The organism is Streptomyces sp. NBC_01171 (genome assembly GCF_045039805.1).
Lineage (GTDB): Bacteria > Actinomycetota > Actinomycetes > Streptomycetales > Streptomycetaceae > Streptomyces.
In genome coordinates this window covers 2,669,184-2,687,847 of record NZ_CP108609.1, presented here as the reverse complement: position 1 = coordinate 2,687,847, position 18,664 = coordinate 2,669,184, and the positions used below count along the sequence as shown (strand labels likewise).

Annotated in this window: 19 protein-coding genes; 11 read left to right on the top strand and 8 right to left on the bottom strand. The window is 72.6% G+C overall.

Annotated elements, in window-relative coordinates; genetic code table 11:
- The first annotated feature begins 52 nt into the window (after nucleotides 1-52).
- Genes tsaB through OG448_RS12150 form a run of 4 tightly spaced genes read left to right on the top strand, consistent with a single transcriptional unit; the run spans nucleotide 53 to nucleotide 2,550 of the window.
- The gene (tsaB, locus tag OG448_RS12165) at nucleotides 53-709 is read left to right on the top strand and encodes a tRNA (adenosine(37)-N6)-threonylcarbamoyltransferase complex dimerization subunit type 1 TsaB (protein WP_391295260.1); all 657 of its coding nucleotides are present in this window, start codon (nucleotides 53-55) and stop codon (nucleotides 707-709) included.
- Nucleotides 710-726: 17 nt separating this feature from the next.
- Nucleotides 727-1,209 (top strand): ribosomal protein S18-alanine N-acetyltransferase, encoded by a 483-nt coding sequence (rimI, locus tag OG448_RS12160; protein ID WP_405558780.1) that lies wholly within the window; start codon nucleotides 727-729, stop codon nucleotides 1,207-1,209.
- Nucleotides 1,202-2,299, top strand: a complete 1,098-nt coding sequence (tsaD, locus tag OG448_RS12155; RefSeq protein WP_405553480.1) for a tRNA (adenosine(37)-N6)-threonylcarbamoyltransferase complex transferase subunit TsaD — start codon at nucleotides 1,202-1,204, stop codon at nucleotides 2,297-2,299. Before rimI ends, tsaD begins: the two co-directional genes overlap by 8 nt.
- Nucleotides 2,296-2,550, top strand: coding sequence for a hypothetical protein (locus OG448_RS12150; protein ID WP_405553478.1), 255 nt, complete (start codon nucleotides 2,296-2,298; stop codon nucleotides 2,548-2,550). The genes tsaD and OG448_RS12150 overlap by 4 nt, the downstream gene beginning before the upstream one ends.
- A 232-nt stretch (nucleotides 2,551-2,782) precedes the next feature.
- On the opposite strand, the gene OG448_RS12145 is transcribed toward OG448_RS12150, so the two are convergent.
- The 4 genes from OG448_RS12145 to OG448_RS12130 are packed head-to-tail and all read right to left on the bottom strand — an operon-like array spanning nucleotide 2,783 to nucleotide 8,109.
- On the bottom strand, nucleotides 2,783-5,089 hold the full coding sequence (locus OG448_RS12145) for a glycoside hydrolase family 3 N-terminal domain-containing protein (RefSeq protein WP_405553477.1): 2,307 nt from the start codon (nucleotides 5,087-5,089) through the stop codon (nucleotides 2,783-2,785).
- A 32-nt stretch (nucleotides 5,090-5,121) separates the two neighbouring features.
- Complete coding sequence (locus tag OG448_RS12140; RefSeq protein ID WP_405553475.1) at nucleotides 5,122-5,940, bottom strand: carbohydrate ABC transporter permease; 819 nt, start codon at nucleotides 5,938-5,940, stop codon at nucleotides 5,122-5,124.
- A gap of 4 nt (nucleotides 5,941-5,944) precedes the next feature.
- Nucleotides 5,945-6,805, bottom strand: a complete 861-nt coding sequence (locus OG448_RS12135; protein ID WP_405553473.1) for a carbohydrate ABC transporter permease — start codon at nucleotides 6,803-6,805, stop codon at nucleotides 5,945-5,947.
- Nucleotides 6,802-8,109, bottom strand: a complete 1,308-nt coding sequence (locus OG448_RS12130; RefSeq protein WP_405553471.1) for an ABC transporter substrate-binding protein — start codon at nucleotides 8,107-8,109, stop codon at nucleotides 6,802-6,804. Before OG448_RS12130 ends, OG448_RS12135 begins: the two co-directional genes overlap by 4 nt.
- 118 nt (nucleotides 8,110-8,227) lie before the next feature.
- Between OG448_RS12130 and OG448_RS12125 the strand changes: the two genes are divergently transcribed.
- Complete coding sequence (locus tag OG448_RS12125) at nucleotides 8,228-9,262, top strand: LacI family DNA-binding transcriptional regulator (RefSeq protein WP_405553469.1); 1,035 nt, start codon at nucleotides 8,228-8,230, stop codon at nucleotides 9,260-9,262.
- Nucleotides 9,263-9,286: 24 nt separating this feature from the next.
- Here OG448_RS12125 and OG448_RS12120 read toward each other — a convergent pair whose 3' ends face one another.
- Nucleotides 9,287-10,471 carry a THUMP-like domain-containing protein gene (locus OG448_RS12120; protein WP_405553467.1) on the bottom strand — a complete coding sequence of 395 codons (1,185 nt, stop codon included), beginning with the start codon at nucleotides 10,469-10,471 and terminating at the stop codon, nucleotides 9,287-9,289.
- A gap of 90 nt (nucleotides 10,472-10,561) precedes the next feature.
- Between OG448_RS12120 and OG448_RS12115 the strand changes: the two genes are divergently transcribed.
- The 4 genes from OG448_RS12115 to groL all read left to right on the top strand — a co-directional run bounded on the left by OG448_RS12115 (nucleotide 10,562) and on the right by groL (nucleotide 14,604).
- Nucleotides 10,562-11,467: a polysaccharide deacetylase family protein gene (locus OG448_RS12115; RefSeq protein WP_405553466.1), complete on the top strand. Its 906-nt coding sequence runs from the start codon at nucleotides 10,562-10,564 to the stop codon at nucleotides 11,465-11,467.
- On the top strand, nucleotides 11,464-12,228 hold the full coding sequence (locus tag OG448_RS12110; RefSeq protein WP_405553464.1) for a polysaccharide deacetylase family protein: 765 nt from the start codon (nucleotides 11,464-11,466) through the stop codon (nucleotides 12,226-12,228). The genes OG448_RS12115 and OG448_RS12110 overlap by 4 nt, the downstream gene beginning before the upstream one ends.
- A gap of 321 nt (nucleotides 12,229-12,549) precedes the next feature.
- Entirely contained in the window at nucleotides 12,550-12,858 is a 309-nt protein-coding gene (gene groES, locus OG448_RS12105; RefSeq protein WP_018543953.1) for a co-chaperone GroES, read from the top strand.
- A gap of 117 nt (nucleotides 12,859-12,975) precedes the next feature.
- A complete protein-coding gene (gene groL, locus OG448_RS12100) occupies nucleotides 12,976-14,604 on the top strand; it encodes a chaperonin GroEL (protein ID WP_405553461.1) in 1,629 nt (542 codons plus the stop codon).
- A 98-nt stretch (nucleotides 14,605-14,702) separates the two neighbouring features.
- On the opposite strand, the gene OG448_RS12095 is transcribed toward groL, so the two are convergent.
- Entirely contained in the window at nucleotides 14,703-15,476 is a 774-nt protein-coding gene (locus OG448_RS12095) for an SDR family oxidoreductase (RefSeq protein ID WP_030811798.1), read from the bottom strand.
- A 53-nt stretch (nucleotides 15,477-15,529) separates the two neighbouring features.
- Complete coding sequence (locus OG448_RS12090; RefSeq protein ID WP_405553459.1) at nucleotides 15,530-16,198, bottom strand: MOSC domain-containing protein; 669 nt, start codon at nucleotides 16,196-16,198, stop codon at nucleotides 15,530-15,532.
- 80 nt (nucleotides 16,199-16,278) lie between these two features.
- On the opposite strand from OG448_RS12090, the gene OG448_RS12085 reads away from it, so the two are divergent.
- Entirely contained in the window at nucleotides 16,279-17,178 is a 900-nt protein-coding gene (locus OG448_RS12085) for a LysR family transcriptional regulator (RefSeq protein ID WP_405553457.1), read from the top strand.
- A 53-nt stretch (nucleotides 17,179-17,231) separates the two neighbouring features.
- Here OG448_RS12085 and OG448_RS12080 read toward each other — a convergent pair whose 3' ends face one another.
- Nucleotides 17,232-17,555, bottom strand: a complete 324-nt coding sequence (locus OG448_RS12080) for a WhiB family transcriptional regulator (protein ID WP_030811804.1) — start codon at nucleotides 17,553-17,555, stop codon at nucleotides 17,232-17,234.
- A gap of 381 nt (nucleotides 17,556-17,936) precedes the next feature.
- Here OG448_RS12080 and OG448_RS12075 point away from each other — a divergent pair, with 381 nt between their 5' ends.
- Entirely contained in the window at nucleotides 17,937-18,548 is a 612-nt protein-coding gene (locus OG448_RS12075; RefSeq protein ID WP_003948568.1) for a response regulator transcription factor, read from the top strand.
- Nucleotides 18,549-18,664: the final 116 nt, after the last annotated feature.

The window sequence follows — 18,664 nt, the reverse complement described above, 5'->3', positions numbered from 1 at the left end:
CGGTCCGACCGGGACGGGCGTGCGCGAGCCGTCGGCGCCGTAGGCTGTTCGCGTGCTTCTGCTCGCTCTGGATACCGCCACCCCCGCCGTCACCGTCGCCCTGCACGACGGGACGGACGTCGTCGCCTCGTCGAGCCAGGTGGACGCCCGCCGCCACGGCGAGCTGCTGCTGCCCGCCGTGGACCGCGTGCTCGCCGCCGCCGGGGTCAAGCTGGACGCCGTCACCGGCATCGTCGTCGGCACCGGGCCCGGCCCCTACACCGGGCTGCGGGTCGGCCTGATGACCGCCGACACCTTCGGGCTCGCCCTCGGCGTCCCCGTGCACGGTGTGTGCACCCTGGACGGTCTGGCCTACGCGGCCGACATCACCAAGGGCCCCTTCGTCGTGGCGACCGACGCCCGGCGCAAGGAGGTCTACTGGGCGACCTACGCCGACTCCCGCACCCGGCTCACCGGCCCGGCCGTGGACCGCCCGGCCGACATCGCCGAGCGCGTCGCGGGGCTGCCCGCCGTGGGCGCGGGCGCGCTGCTCTACCCGGACACCTTCCCCGACGTCCACGAGCCCGAGCACGTGTCCGCCGCCGCGCTCGCCTCGCTGGCCGCCGCGAAGCTGGCCGCGGGGCAGGAGCTGGACGAGCCCCGCCCGCTGTACCTGCGCAGGCCCGACGCCCAGGTGCCGAAGAACTACAAGGTGGTCACCCCCAAGTGACCGCGAAGCTGCGCGAGATGCGCTGGTGGGACATCGACCGGGTCCTGGAGCTGGAGAAGGACCTGTTCCCCGAGGACGCCTGGTCGCGGGGCATGTTCTGGTCCGAGCTGGCCCACGCCCGCGGGGACGGCGCCACCCGCCGCTACCTCGTCGCGGAGGACGGCGGCCGGCTCGTCGGGTACGCCGGACTCGCCTCCGCCGGCGACCTCGGCGACGTCCAGACCATCGCCGTCGCCCGCGACCAGCAGGGCACCGGCCTCGGCGCCCGGCTGCTGACGGAGCTGCTGCGGGCCGCGACCGCCTTCGAGTGCGCCGAGGTGATGCTGGAGTGCCGGGTGGACAACACCCGCGCCCAGAAGCTCTACGAGCGCTTCGGCTTCGCCCCCATCGGCTTCCGGCGCGGCTACTACCAGCCGGGCAACGTGGACGCCCTGGTGATGCGCCTGACCGACCCCTCTTCCTCCCTGGAAGACGTACAAGGAACCGAGATCAATGGCTGACGAACCTCTCGTCCTCGGCATCGAGACCTCCTGCGACGAGACCGGCGTCGGCATCGTGCGCGGCACCACCCTGCTCGCCGACGCGGTCGCCTCAAGCGTCGACGAGCACGCCCGCTTCGGCGGTGTCGTGCCCGAGGTGGCGTCCCGCGCGCACCTGGAGGCGATGGTCCCGACCATCGACCGCGCCCTGAAGGAGGCGGGCATCACCGCCCGCGACCTCGACGGCATCGCGGTGACCGCCGGTCCCGGCCTCGCGGGCGCCCTCCTGGTCGGCGTCTCGGCCGCCAAGGCGTACGCCTACGCCCTCGGCAAGCCGCTCTACGGCGTCAACCACCTCGCCTCGCACATCTGCGTGGACCAGTTGGAGCACGGCCCGCTGCCCGAGCCGACCATGGCCCTGCTGGTCTCCGGCGGCCACTCCTCGCTGCTGCTCTCCTCGGACATCACCTCTGATGTCCGGCCGATGGGCGCCACCATCGACGACGCGGCCGGTGAGGCGTTCGACAAGATCGCCCGCGTGCTCAACCTGGGCTTCCCCGGCGGCCCGGTCATCGACCGCTACGCCCGCGAGGGCGACCCGGCGGCCATCGCCTTCCCGCGCGGCCTGAGCGGCCCCCGTGACCCCGCCTACGACTTCTCCTTCTCCGGCCTGAAGACCGCCGTGGCCCGCTGGATCGAGGCCAAGCGCGCGGCCGGCGAGGAGGTGCCGGTGCGCGACGTGGCCGCGTCCTTCCAGGAGGCCGTGGTGGACGTGCTGACCCGCAAGGCGGTGCGCGCCTGCAAGGACGAGGGTGTGGACCACCTGATGATCGGCGGCGGGGTCGCGGCCAACTCCCGGCTGCGGGCGCTGGCCCAGGAGCGCTGCGAGGCGGCCGGCATCCGGCTGCGCGTGCCGCGCCCCAAGCTGTGCACGGACAACGGTGCGATGGTCGCGGCCCTCGGCGCCGAGATGGTCGCCCGCAACCGGGCCGCCTCGGACTGGGACCTGTCCGCCGACTCCTCCCTGCCGGTCACCGACCCGCACGTGCCGGGCAACGGGCACAGCCACGACCACGTGCACGAGGTCAGCAACGAGAACCTCTACTCATGACCGTCGCCCTGATGTGGGAGGCGCGGGCCGCCGAGGGCCGGGGCGGGGAACTCCTCGCCTGGGCCCGCGCGCAGCGGCTCGACGGAAGCCCGCTGCGCCGCGAGACCTTCCGCGCGCCGGGCGACCGGGTGCTGGTCATCACCTGGTGGGACGCGGCCTACGACGCGGACGTGCCGGAACTCCCGGCGCCGGACGCGGAGCTGGTGTCCCGGCCGGTGCACCGGTGGCGGTTCGAGCCGGTCGAGGACTGAGCCGGCTCGGATGACGCGGACGCGGACGGCTCGGGTGGCGCACCAGGGCGATCACCCGCTATGATCATCACACAGCGAACGGCCGGAACAACTCCGGTACGAACGCCGCGCGTTGGTGGTCCAAGTCAAGACGCCCCGCTTCCTGCGGGGAAATGCAGGTGCAATCCCTGCCCAGCGCTCAGATCAGAAGGCCGCTCCGGTTCCGACCGGGGCGGCCTTCGCCGTTCCCGGCTCAGTCGGCCGGTGCCACCGAGGTCCCGCAGCGCAGCACCCGGTCCGGCCCGGCCTCCCGTACCGGCCCGGTCAGCCGCAGCCGGGTGGTGTGCCGGACCTCGGCGCTGGACGGGCCGAGCCGCAGCTCCAGCAGCCCCGGCTCGACCACGCGTACCCCCGAGACTCCGGTGAAGGACGCCAGGTCGGCGTGGAAGGCGAAGGTGATCCGGCGGGCCTCGCCGGGCGCCAGCTCGATCCGCCGGTAGCCGACCAGCCGTACGTCCGGCCGGGTCACGGAGGCCACCGGGTCGTGCAGATAGAGCTGCACCACCTCCGCGCCCGCCCGCGCCCCGGTGTTGCGCACGGTCACCGTCACCTCGCACGAGCCGTCCGTGCCGGTCTCCGCCTCCGGCGGGCCGAAGTCCGTCCAGGCGAAGGCGGTGTACGACAGGCCGTGGCCGAAGGGGTGCAACGGGGTCGGGTCCAGGCTGCTGACCTCGCTCGCCAGGCCCAGCGGCGGTTGGAGGTAGGTCCACGGCTGGCCGCCCGGCGTACGCGGCACGCTCACCGGCAGGCGCCCGGAGGGATTCACCCGGCCCGCCAGGACCCCGGCCAGCGCCGGGCCGCCCTCCTCGCCGGGGAAGAACGCCTGCACCACCGCGCCGAGCCGCCCCGACCAGCGGCCCAGCGCGTAGGGGCGCCCGGTGAGCAGCACCAGCACCACCGGCGTGCCGGTCGCCACCAGCGCGTCCAGCAAGTCGCCCTGGACGCCCGGCAGCCGCAGGTCGGCCGCGTCGCAGCCCTCGCCGGAGGTGCCGCGCCCGAACAGCCCGGCCCGGTCGCCGAGCACCGCCACGCACACGTCGGCCTCCGCCGCACTGGCCACCGCCCCGGCGAACCCGGAGGAGTCCGCGTCCGAGACCCCGCACCCCTGCGTGAACGTGACCTCCACGTCCGGGAGTTCGGCCTGCAGCGCCTCCAGCACGGTCGGGATCGCGATGCCCGGCGCGACACCGGGGTGGTGGGGGAGGACGTGGGCCGGGAAGGAGTAGCAGCCGAGCATGGCCAGCGGGTCCGCCGCGCGCGGGCCGACCACCGCGATCCGGGTGCCGGGGGCCAGCGGGAGCAGTCCCGCCGGGTTCTCCAGCAGGATCACCGACTCCTCCGCCAGCCTCCGGGCCAGCGCCCGCCCCTCCGGGGAGTCCAGAGTGACGGGACCGGCCGGCTCCGGGTCCCAGTCGGGGTCCAGCAGGCCCAGCTCGCACTTCTGGAGCAGCACCCGGCGGGCCGCCCGGTCCACCAGGGCCTCCGGGACGCGGCCCGCCTCGACGGCGTCGACCAGCGCGGTTCCGTAGCAGTCCACAGTGGGCAGCTCCACGTCCACGCCCGCTTCCAGCGCCAGGTGGGCGGCCCCGGCGCGGTCCTCGGCCAGCCGGTGCTGGGTGCGCAGGAAGCCGACGCCGAAGTAGTCCGCGACCACCGTGCCGGTGAACCCCCACTCCTCGCGCAGCACCCCGGTCAGCAACCGGGCGTCGGCCGAGGCGGGCACCCCGTCGGTCTCGGTGTACGCGGCCATCATCGACCGGGCCCCGCCCTCGCGCAGCGCCAGTTCGAACGGGGGCAGCGTCACGTCGGCCAGCTCCCGCGCGCCCGCCCGCACCGGCGCCAGATTGCGGGCGCCCGCCGAGGCCGCGTACCCGGCGAAGTGCTTCAGCGTGGCCACGGTCCCGGCCGACTCCAGCCCGCGTACGTAGGCGGCGCCGACCGTGCCGACCAGATACGGGTCCTCGCCGATGGTCTCCTCCACCCGGCCCCAGCGTGCGTCGCGGACCACGTCCAGCACCGGGGCGAGGCCCTGGTGGACGCCGGCCGCGCGCAGGTCCCGGCCGATGCGGGCGCCCACCTCGGCCACCAGCTCCGGGTCGAAGGAGGCGCCCCAGGCGAGCGGCACCGGGTAGGCGGTGGCGCCCCAGGCGGTGAACCCGGCCAGGCACTCCTCGTGGGCGAGGGCCGGGATGCCGAAGCGGTTCGCGGCGGCGATCCGGCGCTGGGCCGCGGCGAGCGCGCGGGCCCCCTGCCCGGGGTCGACGGGGGCGGTGCCGAAGGAGCGGGTGAGCTGGCCGAGGCCGTGCGTGATCAGCTCGTCCCAGTCCGGCACCGCGCTCATCTCGCTCTGCAGCGGGGCGACTTCACCGCCGTCCGGACCGGCGCCCACCCAGACGCCGTACAACTGGGCGGTCTTCTCCCGCAGCGTCATCCGGGACAGCAGGTCCTCGACGCGTTGGGCGGCGGGCAGGGCGGGGTCGCGCCAGGCGGCGGAGGTCATGGAACTCCTGTCGGGAGACGTGGGGGAGGGGGTCACTTGCCGCCCGCGCCCATCAGGCCGCCGACCAGGGTGCGCCGGGCCACCAGGTAGACGGCGAACACGGGGACGCCGGAGAGGACGACCGAGGCGAGCAGGGCGGGGATGTCCACGCCGAACTGGCTGACGTAGGTGAACAGACCGAGGGTCAGCATCCGGCTGTCCTCGGACTGGGTGAAGATCAGCGGGAAGAGGAAGCCGTTCCACGCCTGGAGGGACGCGTAGACCACGACGGTGCCGATGCCGCCCCGGGCCAGCGGCACGACCAGCCGGAACAGCATCCGGGCCGGGGACGCGCCGTCCAGGGCCATCGCCTCGTACAGCTCCTCGGGGATGTCCCGCAGGGTGCCGGTGAGCACCAGCACCGACACCGGCATGGCGAAGGCTGCGGTCGGCAGGGCGACGGCGAGCAGGCTGTCGTAGAGGTCCAGCTTGGTGATCATCAGGTAGAGCGGGACCACCACCGCCTGCGCGGGGACGGCCACGCCCAGCAGGAACAGCCGGAACGCCCCGCCCGACCAGAAGCCGCGGGTGCGCACGGCCACGTACGCCAGCGGGACGCACAGCACCAGGACGATCCCCACCACCACGGCCGCGACCAGCACGGTGTTGGCCAGGAAGTGACCGAAGCCGTTGTCCAGGACGGTGCGGTAGTTGGCGAGGGTGGGGTGGCGCGGCGGGCGGAGGGCGTTGGTGCCGAGCGCCTCGTCCTGGCGGGTCAGGGACACCGAGACCATGACGTAGACCGGGACGAGGACGACGGCGAGCCAGATCACCGCGCCCAGGCCCGCCAGCGGGTTGGCCGGGCGGGTCACCGCGTCACATCCCTTCCCGGGTGCTGCGCATGGCGCCGAAGCCGGTCACCCGGACCAGCAGCAGCGACAGCGCGGTGGCGGCCACGACCAGGAAGGACGCGATGGCGCTCGCGTAACCGAAGTCGTACGCCTTGAAGCCCGCCTCGTACATCAGGTACGGCAGGATCGCGGTGTCGGTGCCCGGACCGCCCTGGGTGAGGATCAGCACGGTCTCGAAGTAGGTCAGCGAGCCGACCACCATCAGCACCAGCGAGGTCGCCGCGGTGTTGCGGAGCTGGGGGAGCGTGATGGAGCGGAACCGGCGCAGCCGTCCGGCGCCGTCGATCGCGGCCGCCTGGTACAGCACCTCGGGGATCTGCCGGGCGCCGCCCTGGTAGATCAGGGTGTGGAACGGGATGAACTGCCAGCCGCCGACGAAGACCAGGGCGAGGAACGCCCCGGAGGTCGTGCCGAGGGTGTCGCCGGGCACGATGCCGAAGTTGGGGTCGAGCAGGGCGTAGAACAGCAGCGAGACGGCGGTCGAGGAGAGCAGGAACGGTACGAAGAAGACCGCCGACAGCACCGCCCGGTTGCGCTGCGGGCCCGCCGCCCACACGCCGAGGAGCAGGGCGGCGGTCGTCTGGAAGGCGCAGCTCACCACGGTCAGCGCGACGGTGACGGCCAGCGAGCGGGTCAGCCGGCCGTCGGTCAGCAGGGCGTGCCAGTTGGCGAGTCCGGCCGGGCGCGGCTCGCCCAGGCCGTTCCAGGAGGTGAAGGACAGGCCGAACGCCAGGGCCATCGGGACCAGGGCGAAGAAGCCGAAGAACAGCACCGCGGGCAGCGCCCAGGAGGGGTGCGGGCGTCCGGCGCCCCTCGCGGCGCTCACTTCAGCTCCTTCAGCGCCGCCACGAACCGCTCCGGCGACGACTTGCCGACGAACAGCTTGTTGACCTCGGTGAGCATCGGCGTGGCCGCGTCCGGGTCGACCGCCTGGTCCCAGCTCAGCGTGAAGGCGGGGGCCTCGCGGACCATCCGGTACTGGAAGCGGGCGAACTCGGGGCTGGGCGAGGCGTCCAGCAGCTTGTCGGCATTGGCGGTGGCGGGCACGTCGCCGTTGGCGATCAGCTCGCGGGCGTAACTCTCCGAGGCGCAGGTCCGCAGGAAGGCGAGCGCGGTGTCCTTGTTGCGGGTACGGGTGTTCACCGACCAGTAGTTGGTGGGGTTGCCGACCACGTTGCGGATGTCACCGGCGCCGCCGTCGAACTCCGGGAACGGGCACCAGCCCAGGTGCTCGCGGGCGAAGTCCGGGAACTTGCCGAGCTGGGTGGAGTACTCCCAGGACCCCATCAGATGCATGGCGGCCTTGCCCTTGGCGAGCGCGGCCGGTGCCCCGCCGTTGGTGTACGCGACCGAGCTGAAGCCCTTGCCGAAGGCGCCGTCGTCGACGAGTTCCCGTACCGTCCGGGCGGCCTTCAGCACGGCGGGGTCGCCCCAGCCGGCCGGGTCGCCGTTCTTGACCCGGTCGAAGACCTTCGGGCCGCCGATCCGGTCCACCAGGTACTCCAGCCACATGAGTTCGGGCCAGATGTCCGCGCCGCCGAGGGCGAAGGGGGTGATCCCTGCCTTCTTGAGCTTCGTGTTGTTGTCGAGGAGCTGGTCCCAGGTGGCGGGCGGCTTCAGGCCGTGCTCGGCGAACAGGGTCTTGTTGTAGAAGAGGATCACCGGCTGCATGCCGCGCATCGGGATGCCGTACTCCCGGCCGCCGAGGGCGCCTGCGGCGAGGACGGAGGGCAGGAAGCCGTCCTTCAGCACCGGGTCACCGGCGATGGTGCCGGTGAGGTCGAGGATCTGGCCGGCCTCCTGGTACGCCTTGATGGAGCCGCCGCCCCAGTTGAAGAACACGTCGGGGGCGTTGGGCGAGCCCATCGCGGTGCGCAGCTTGGCCGGATACTCCGCGCCGGGCACCTTCTCCAGCCGGAGGCTGCCCTTGGTCTCGCGGGCCGCCGCCGAGGAGTTGAACCGGGAGACCGCCTTCGCCTGCACCTTCGCCGCGTCGTCGCCGTACACGAACGCCGTGAGGGTGCCGTCCGAGCCGCCGGGGCCGCCGGAGCCGCAGGCGGTGAGACCGGCGGCCGAGACGAGGGCGGTGGTGCCCGCGCCGAGGAACCAGCGTCTGCTGTAGGTCTCCATGTGCCGGGCACCCCTCACGATCGCGGCCGAAAGTTTCGAGCGGAAATTCGAATGTTCCGGGAACGTAAGGCCGTCCTGAGGGTTCGTCAAGGGGTCGCGCAGAGATACGATCACGGCCATGGAACCGCCGAAGACCGCCGCGAAGCGGAGCGCCACGCTCGCCGAGATCGCCCGAGAGGCCGGGGTGTCGGCTCCGACTGTTTCGAAGGTGCTGAACGGCCGGGCCGACGTCGCCGCGGCCACCCGTACCCGGGTCGAGGAGCTGCTGCGCGTCCACGGCTACCGGCGCAGGCGGGCCGAGGTCACCCGCTCGCCGCTGATCGACCTCGTCTTCCACGAGCTGGAGAGCGCCTGGGCGATGGAGGTCATCCGGGGTGTGGAGAACGTGGCCCGCGACGCCGGACTGAGCGTCGTCCTCTCCGAGAGCGCCGGGCGCCTGACGCCGGGCCGGACCTGGGCCGACCAGGTGGCAGGGCGCCGGCCGCACGGGGTGATCCTGGTGCTGTCCGGGCTCGACGCGGCCCAGCAGGCCCTGCTGACCAGCCGCTCCGTACCCTTCGTGGTGATGGACCCGGCGGGTGACCCGGGGTCCGACGTCCCCTCGGTCGGCGCCACCAACTGGCAGGGCGGGCTCGCCGCCACCCGGCATCTGATCGACCTCGGCCACACCCGGATCGGCGCGATCGGCGGGCCCTCGCGCATGATGTGCGCCCGCGCCCGGCTCGACGGCTACCGGGCCGCGCTGGAGACCGCCGGGCTGCCCGCCGACCCGGCGCTGATCCGGGAGGGCGACTTCCACCACGAGTCCGGCCACCGCCTCGGCCTCGACCTGCTGAGCCGCCCCGACCGGCCCACGGCCGTCTTCGCGGGCAACGACCTGCAGGCGCTCGGCCTGTACGAGGCCGCGCGCGAACTGGGTCTGCGCGTACCGGAGGACGTGAGCGTCGTCGGCTTCGACGACCTGCCCGTCGCCCGCTGGGTCGGACCGCCGCTCACCACCGTGCGCCAGCCGCTGACCGAGATGGCCGAGGCGGCGGCCCGGCTGGTGCTGGAGCTGGGGCGCGGGGAGCGGGAGCGGGAGCGGACGGCCACCCGGCTGGAGCTGGCGACCAGCCTGGTGGTGCGGTCGAGCACCACGGCGCCGGCCCTCTAGGGGCTTTTCGAAACTTTCGAAGGCTTACGCCGGGTGCCCGATCAGCATGGTCGGGGCGCCCGCCACGCGGGTCATGAACACCGTCGCCGAGTTCGGGCCCTGCGGCTTGACCTTCCGGCGCAGCTCCTCCGGCTCCACCGCCGAGCCGCGCTTCTTCACGGTCAGGTTGCCGACCCCGCGCTCCCGCAGCAGCGCCTTCAGCTTCTTGACGTTGAACGGCATCCGGTCGGTGATCTCGTAGGCCGAGGCGTACGGGGTCGGGCGGAGTTCGTCGGCGGTGATGTAGGCGATCGTCTCGTCCAGCAGGCCGCCGTCCAGCTCCTCGGCGACCTCCGCGACCAGATGGGCCCGGATCACCGCGCCGTCCGGCTCGTACAGGTACCGGCCGGGCGGGCGCACCGCCGGGTCGGGCAGGCCCCGGCCCTCGAGGGTGCGCGGGCCGGGGAGGAGGGTGGCGCGGACACCGCCCGGCGCTCCGGTGCCGAACCAGAGCACGGCCTCCTTCACGTCGCCCCCGTCCGAGATCCACTCCGCCTCGGCCTCGGCGGGGACCGCCTCGTGCGGGATGCCGGGCGCGATCTTCAGGGCGGCGCGGGGTGCGGCGAGCGCGGTGGCCACGGCCCAGGACAGGGGCGGCGAGTACGCCTCCGGGTCGAAGATCCGGCCGCGTCCGCCGCGCCGGGCGGGGTCGACGAACACCGCGTCCCACCCGGCGGTGCCCACCTCGGTGACATCGGCCTCGCGCACCTCGATCAGGTCGGCGAGACCCAGCACCTCGGCGTTGGCCCGCGCCACGGCCGCGGTCAGCGGGTCCCGGTCCACCGCGAGCACCCGGACGCCGGCGCGGGCCAGGGCGAGCGCGTCGCCGCCGATCCCGCAGCACAGGTCGGCCACCGAGGTGACGCCGAGCGCCCGCATCCGCTCCGCGCGGTACGCGGCCACGCTCGCCCGCGTCGACTGCTCGACCCCGTTCGGCGTGAAGAACATCCGCTGCGCGTCCGCCGCCCCGAACTTGGCTTCCGCCCGCTGCCGCAGCCGGGCCTGGCCGAGCGCGGCCGACACCAGTGCGGCCGGGTGGGTGCGGCGCAGCCGGGTGGCCACGGCGAGTTCGTCGGCCGGCGCGGTGCCGCGCACCTCGTCGAGGAGGGCCCGGCCCTCGTCGGTGCGCAGCGCGTGGAATCCCTGGAGGGCGGAGAGCTGGTCGTTCACCGGCTCATTGTGGGCCAGTCGGTGGACCGTACGCCTCCGGCGGCGGTGTCGGGCCGGGATCGGGGGCGGGGCCTGCCAAGATCCGGCACCATGCGACATGTAGGACAAAATGACAAATTCCGGTCCAGGTCCCGGTCCCTGGCCGTGCGTTGCTCGGTCGCCGCGCTGGCCACCACCGCCGTGCTCACCGGCTGCTCGGGTCCCGGCTCCGCCCCTGCCGGGCAGGGTGGCCCCGCCAAGGCCCCTGACGCCGCCTCGGCCCGTCTCGCGGAGCAGCGCCGCATGGTGGCCGCGGCCCGCAAGTGGCGGCTCGACCAGGTGCCGCTCACGGCCCCGGCCCCGCCGAAGGTCAAGCCGAGGATCACCGCGCGCGCGGGCTTCGAGGTGGACCACCAGGAGGACGAGGACCTCCCCCCGGTCTTCACCACCGTCCCCACCGACAAGAAGATCGTCTTCCTCACCATCGACGACGGCGCGGAGAAGGACCCCCGGTTCCTTCAGATGATGCGGGAGCTGAAGGTCCCGTACACCGCCTTCCTCAGCGACTACCTGGTGAAGGACGACTACGGCTACTTCCGCAAGAGCCAGGCGTACGGCAACACGCTCGACAACCACACCCTGACCCACCCCTACCTGCCCGGTCTCTCCTACGAGCAGCAGCGCCAGGAGATCTGCGGCATGCAGGACATCATGGAGAAGCAGTACGGCAAGCGCCCCGAGGTCCTGCGGCCGCCCTACGGCGACTACAACCAGGACACCCTGCGCGCCGCCAAGTCCTGCGGCATCAAGTACGCGCCGATCTGGAACGAGGAGGTCTTCGTCGACCACTGGGAGTACCGCGAGGACGACAGGCGACTGCGCCGCGGCGACATCGTCCTCACCCACTTCCGGGGCACCGACGACTGGGACGGCACGATGGTCGACGACATGCGCCGCTTCCTCGACAAGGTCACCCGCGAGGGATTCGCCGTGGCACGCCTGGAGGACTACCTGTGAGGCGCGGGGCGCGGCCGGCCCACCGTGCGGCACGGGCCGTCGCGCTCGCCTCGGCCGCACTGCTGCTCACCGGCTGCGCCCAGTCGGTCGACCCCATCGAACGCCTCGGCAAGAAGGCCGCGGAGGGCGTCCGCCGCTCGGCCCCGGCCCCCGAACGCGCCTACCGCCACTGGGGCCTCACCGCACCTCTGGCCGCCCCACCCCGTCACGCGGCCCGGCCCCTCTCCGTCCGTACCGGAACCCGCGTGGTGGACCGCGTGACCACGGCCGACCGGGTCGTCTTCCTCACCTACGACGAGGCGGCCGTACGGGACCCGCGCCTGGCCGACCTGGTGCGCGAACTCCGCCTGCCGGTCACCGTCTTCGCCGGCGCCGACGCCCTCGGCTCCGGCCGTGCCGCCCGACTGCGCGCGGCGGGCGTCACCCTCGGCGGCCGCCTCCCGCACGGACTGTCCCGCTCCCGGCAGCGGGACGAACTGTGCGCCGCCCGCACCCGGCTGACACGCGCGCACGCGGAGGTCCACGACGCCGCCACCTTGCGTGCGGCCGCCGACTGCGGCATCACCGCCCTCGTCCACTGGCGCGCCGAGACGACCCGCCACGGCCTCACCTACGCGCACACCCCCGAACACCTGACCCCCGGCGACATCATCCGCGTCACCCCGGACCGCAAGGGCGCCCTGGCCGAGCGCACGGGGCGAGTGCTGAGGGAGGCCCAGGAACGCGGCCTGACGGCGGGAAAGCTGGGCGACTACCTCTAGGTGTCCCGGCCCGTCCGGCGGCTGCGGACGAGGCCCGTCCGGGGCCGAAGCGGGGGTCCGGGGGCGGCAGCCCCCTGGGGACGCGCGTCCCAACGGCACCGTGAAGGCACGCCAAAGAGGTACCCGATGCCGACGCGCCACACGGCAATTGGCACTCCGCTTGACCGAGTGCTAACCCCGGTCATAGTCTCGGCACTGGCACTCGGCACACGAGAGTGCCAACAAAGCGACGGGCAGGTCCGGCACCCGCGACGACGGATCCACCTGGTCGCCACCTCAGACAGTCAACCCCGTGAATTCTCAGAAGGGGGAGGTCGGATCGTGACGACCGCCAGCTCCAAGGTTGCCATCAAGCCGCTCGAGGACCGCATCGTGGTCCAGCCGCTGGACGCCGAGCAGACCACGGCCTCTGGCCTGGTCATCCCGGACACCGCGAAGGAGAAGCCCCAGGAGGGCGCCGTCCTCGCCGTCGGTCCGGGCCGCTTCGAGAACGGCGAGCGCCTGCCGCTCGACGTCAAGGTCGGCGACATCGTGCTGTACAGCAAGTACGGCGGCACCGAGGTGAAGTACAACGGCGACGAGTACCTCGTCCTCTCGGCTCGCGACGTGCTCGCGATCATCGAGAAGTAGTTCACCCCGAGGCATCTGCTTCACCACTGCGCCCCTGGTTCCCGCGACCGTAAAGAAGCCGGGCGGCCGGGGGCGCAGGCACATCCACCCAGATTTTCCGAGAGGGCTCCCGCTGTCATGGCGAAGACACTGAAGTTCGACGAGGACGCCCGTCGCGCCCTTGAGCGCGGCGTCAACAAGCTGGCCGACACGGTGAAGGTGACGATCGGTCCCCGCGGCCGCAACGTCGTCATCGACAAGAAGTTCGGCGCGCCGACCATCACCAACGACGGTGTCACGATCGCCCGTGAGGTCGAGATCGAGGACCCGTTCGAGAACCTCGGCGCCCAGCTCGTGAAGGAGGTGGCGACCAAGACCAACGACATCGCGGGTGACGGCACCACCACCGCCACCGTGCTCGCCCAGGCCCTGGTCCGCGAGGGTCTGAAGAACGTCGCCGCCGGCGCGTCCCCGGCCGCCCTGAAGAAGGGCATCGACGCCGCCGTCAAGGCCATCTCCGAGGACCTGCTCGCCTCCGCGCGCCCGATCGACGAGAAGTCCGACATCGCCGCCGTCGCCGCGCTGTCCGCCCAGGACCAGCAGGTCGGCGAGCTGATCGCCGAGGCCATGGACAAGGTCGGCAAGGACGGTGTCATCACTGTCGAGGAGTCCAACACCTTCGGTCTGGAGCTGGACTTCACCGAGGGCATGGCCTTCGACAAGGGCTACCTGTCCCCGTACTTCGTCACCGACCAGGAGCGTATGGAGGCCGTCCTCGACGACCCGTACATCCTGATCAACCAGGGCAAGATCTCCTCGATCACCGAGATGCTCCCGCTGCTCGAGAAGATCATCCAGACCAACGCCTCGAAGCCGCTGCTGATCATCGCCGAGGACGTCGAGGGCGAGGCCCTGTCGACCCTGGTGGTCAACAAGATCCGCGGCACCTTCAACGCCGTCGCGGTGAAGGCCCCCGGCTTCGGCGACCGCCGCAAGGCGATGCTCCAGGACATGGCCGTCCTCACCGGCGCCACCGTCATCTCCGAGGAGGTCGGCCTCAAGCTCGACCAGGCCGACCTGGACGTGCTCGGCACCGCCCGCCGCGTGACCGTCACCAAGGACGACACCACGATCGTCGACGGCGGCGGCAACTCCGCCGACGTGCAGGGCCGCATCGCGCAGATCAAGGCCGAGATCGAGAACACCGACTCCGACTGGGACCGCGAGAAGCTCCAGGAGCGCCTCGCCAAGCTGGCCGGCGGCGTGTGCGTGATCAAGGTCGGCGCCGCCACCGAGGTGGAGCTGAAGGAGAAGAAGCACCGTCTGGAGGACGCCATCTCCGCGACCCGCGCCGCGGTCGAGGAGGGCATCGTCTCCGGTGGTGGCTCCGCGCTGGTGCACTCCGCGAAGGTCCTCCAGGACGGTCTGGGCAAGACCGGCGACGAGGCCACCGGTGTGAGCGTCGTCCGCAACGCGGTCGTCGAGCCGCTGCGCTGGATCGGCGAGAACGCCGGCCAGGAGGGCTACGTCATCGTCTCCAAGGTCAAGGACATGGAGAAGGGTCAGGGTTACAACGCCGCCACCGGCGAGTACGGCGACCTGGTCAAGGCCGGCGTCATCGACCCGGTCAAGGTCACCCGCTCCGCCCTGGAGAACGCCGCCTCCATCGCCTCCCTCCTCCTCACGACCGAGACCCTGGTCGTCGAGAAGAAGGAAGAGGAAGAGGCCGGCGCCGGCCACGGCCACAGCCACGGCCACTCCCACTAAGGCAACAGCCCTCTCGGGCAACCGACTTCGCCCCGCCGGGTGCTCCTGGCGGGGCGAAGCGCTGTGTCAGCGGTCTCCCGACTCCGGGTCGTCCTGCGTCAGCGGGGTCCGTACTTGCGCCCCGTACGCGCGCTGATTCCGCCCAGCAGACCCCGCGGGGCCACCTTTGCCAGGCCCATCAGGGCCTTGTAGCGGGGGTCGGGGATGGAGACGGTCTTGTTGCGGGCGAGGTCGTTGAGGGCCTCGGCGACGAGCTTGTCGGCGTCGAGCCACATCCAGCCGGGGATGTTGTCCGTGCCCATGCCGGCCCGCTCGTGGAACTCGGTGCGGACGAAGCCGGGGCACAGGGCCATCAGCCGGACCCCGCTGCCCGCCAGGTCCTTCGCCGCGCCCTGGGTGAACTGCACGACCCACGCCTTCGAGGCGCCGTACGTACCGCGCGGGACGAAGGCCGCCACCGAGGCGACGTTCACCACCCCACCGCGCCCGCGCTCGCGCATCGCCTCCGCCGCCGCGGAGGTCAGCCGGAGCACCGCCTCGCAGTGCACCTTGATCATCCGCAGCTCGTCGGCCATGGAGACGTCGAGATAGCGGCCCTTGTTGCCGAACCCGGCGTTGTTGACCAGCAGGTCGACCGGGTGCTTGCGGTCCCCGAGCCGCTCGGCCACCGTCTCGATGCCCTTGTCCTCGGCGAGGTCGGCGGTCAGCACCTCCGCCTCGATGCCGTGCCGGTCGTGCAACTCGGTCGCCTGCTCGCGCAGCCGCGCCGTGTCGCGCGCCACCAGCACCAGGTCGTGCCCGTCCGCCGCCAGCCGCCGTGCGAACGCGGCGCCGATGCCCGCGGTCGATCCCGTAATCAGAGCCGTTGTCATGGCCCAAGACTAGTGACCCGCACCGACGGCGCCCGGCCCGTCGTGACGGCCGCTCAGCGCGCCTGGTCCGCCAGGTGCTTGCGGACCCTGGCCAGCGTCTCGCCGTCCAGGGCGTCGCCCGCCGCGAGCAGCGAGGGCAGCAGCTCCCGCTCGGTGGTCACCGCGCGGAACTGCGTCGCCGCCGTCACCCCGTGGTCCGGCCGGTGCACGATCTCCACCGCGTCCCCCGCCCGTATCTCGCCCGGCTCGATCACCCGCAGGTAGGCACCCGTGACGGCCTTCCGGGTGAACCTCTTCACCCAGCCCCGCTCGGCCATGTGGCCCTGGAAGGTACGGCACGGGATCCGCCCCGACGCCACCTCCAGCACCACGCCGGACCCGATCCGCCAGCGCTCCCCGATCAGCGCCCCGGAGACGTCGAGCCCCTCTGTGGTCAGGTTCTCCCCGAAGCAGCCGTTGGACAGGGACCGGCCCAGCTCGCGCTCCCAGTCGTCCAGGTCCTCGCGCGCGAAGGCGTACACCGCCTGGTCGTCCCCGCCGTGATGGCGCAACTCGCACACCGCGTCCCCGGCCAGCCCGCTGCCGCCGACCCCCTTCGGCCCCGGCGCCGCCACCCGCACCGGACCCTCGACGGGCCGCTTGTCGATGCCCGTCACCCCCTCGGCCTGGTCGGTGTACGGCACCGCGCGGGGTCGCCCCAGATTGACGGAGAGAAGCCTCATGCGCGCACGGTACGTGACCGTTGCCCAAAGCGTCGACGCGATATCGAGACCCGCTCCCAAGCACCGCTTATGCTCGAAGGGTGATCGAGGCCCGCCATCTCCGCGTCCTGCGCGCCGTCGCCGCCACCGGTTCCTTCTCGGCGGCGGGGCGCGAACTGGGCTGCACCCAGCCGGCCGTCAGCCAGCAGATGAAGGCGCTCGAAGCCTCCGTCGGCACCCCGCTGCTGGTCCGGGGCGGCCGGGAGATGCGGCTGACCCAGGCCGGGGAAGCCCTGGTCAGGCACGCCTCCGGCATCCTCGCCGGGCTCACCGCCGCCGAGGAGGAGGTCGCCGCCATCGCCGGCCTGCGCGCGGGCCGGGTCCGGCTGGTCTCCTTCCCCAGCGGCACCTCCACCCTGGTCCCCACCGCCCTCGCCGCCCTGCGCGCCGCCCACCCCGGAACCCGCGTCTCCCTGGAGGAGGCCGAACCGCCGAGGTCGGTCGAGCTGCTGCGCGAGGGCGACTGCGACGTGGCCCTCGCCTTCCGCTACCAGGGCGCTCCCGCCACCGAGGAATGGGACGACCTGGTCGTACGACGGCTGCTGACGGACCGTCTGGTGGCCCTGGTCCCCGAGCGGCACCGGCTCGCGGGCGCCGAGGCCGTCGCCATCGGTGAGCTGGCCGAGGAGCCCTGGATCGCGGGCTGCCCGCGCTGCCGGGGCCAGCTCGTGCAGGTCTGCGAGGGCGCCGGGTTCACCCCCCGCATCGACTTCGCCACCGACGACTACCCGGCCGTGGTCGGCCTCGTCGGCGCCGGCCTGGGCGTGGCCGTACTGCCCCAGCTCGCGGTGGAGTCGGTACGGCCCAGGGGCGTGCGGGTGGTCCGGCTGGAGCCCGCGGTACGACGGGAGATCGTCGCGCTCACCCTGCCCGACCTGGCCCAGGTCCCGGCGGTGGCCGCGACGCTGGAACAGCTCGGCCGGGCGGCTTCGCGGAGCTAGGCACGGCTCGGGGGCACGCGGGTGCGTGCCCTGGTGAATGCAGAAACGTTCCTTCAGGCGTGGGAGCCGGGGCCCCCGCTGGTGGTGGACACCAGGCGGTTGCGCGCCCGGCCCATCAGCTCTTCGCGCTCGTCCTCGGTCAGCCCGCCCCACACGCCGTACGGCTCACGCACCGCCAGCGCGTGGGCCGCGCACTGCGCTCGGACCGGGCACCGCATGCAGACCTCCTTGGCCGAGTTCTCACGTGCACTCCGCGCCGCACCGCGCTCGCCCTCCGGGTGGAAGAAGAGCGAGCTGTCCACCCCTCGGCAGGCTGCCAGCAACTGCCAGTCCCACAGGTCCGCGTTCGGTCCGGGAAGGCGGGAGAAATCTGCCATTACGTGACCCCTTGTAGCCGTTCTGGGCGGGTACCGTGCCTTCGACCGTACATCTCCGGTCTAAGGAGATGAAAATATGACTCATTGCGAATCTAGCCTCAGACACTGAGAAACGGGACCAAAAGCGACTAAATGGGGCACAAGTTGTGCGGAAAACCCGTGGGTCCGTCGCGCATGACGGCACCGTGTCGGAGCCCTCACGTAGAGTGCCGAAGTCAGTACGCCGACCCGTAACTCTTTCGGGTGACCGTCGTTGAGAGTGCGGAGGCGGTTGAAAACACAAGTGCTCGGGCAGGCGTCCGAGACGGTCGACCGCACAGGTGACGATTCCGTACCAGCCTGGAGGCTCAAGGTGACGCGCATCAGCTCCGGAGGGCGGTCATGACTTCCGTCCTCGTCTGCGACGACTCCCCGCTTGCCCGAGAGGCCCTTCGCCGCGCGGTTGCGACCGTGCCCGGCGTCGAGCGCGTGACGACGGCTGCCAACGGCGAGGAAGTCCTCCGCCGCTGGGGCGCCGACCGCTCCGACCTCATTCTCATGGACGTACGCATGCCCGGCCTGGGTGGCGTCGAGACCGTGCGCCGTCTGCTGTCCGCCGATCCGGGCGCGCGCATCATCATGCTGACCGTCGCCGAGGACCTCGACGGCGTCGCCCTCGCGGTCGCCGCGGGTGCGCGGGGCTATCTGCACAAGGACGCCTCCCGCGCCGAGCTGCGCGCGACGGTGACGCAGGCCCTCGCCGACCCGACCTGGCGGCTGGCCCCACGCCGGCTGCGCTCGGCGGAGATGGGCGCGGCGCCCACGCTCACCGCGCGTGAGATCCAGGTGCTGGAAGGCATGAGCCACGGCCGCTCCAACGCGGAGATCGGCCGTGAGCTGTTCCTCTCCGAGGACACCGTCAAGACCCACGCCCGGCGCCTGTTCAAGAAGCTCGGCGCCTCGGACCGCGCCCACGCGGTGGCACTCGGCTTCCGCTGGGGACTGGTCCGGTAGGGCATGCGCGGCCGCTGCGCTCGGCCTTGGCCCTCGGGGACTTGGCGGGCGTTGGAGGGTGTTGGTGCGCGCGGGCGGTCGGCCCCGGCGACGGGGTCGGTCCCGGCTGATGCCGA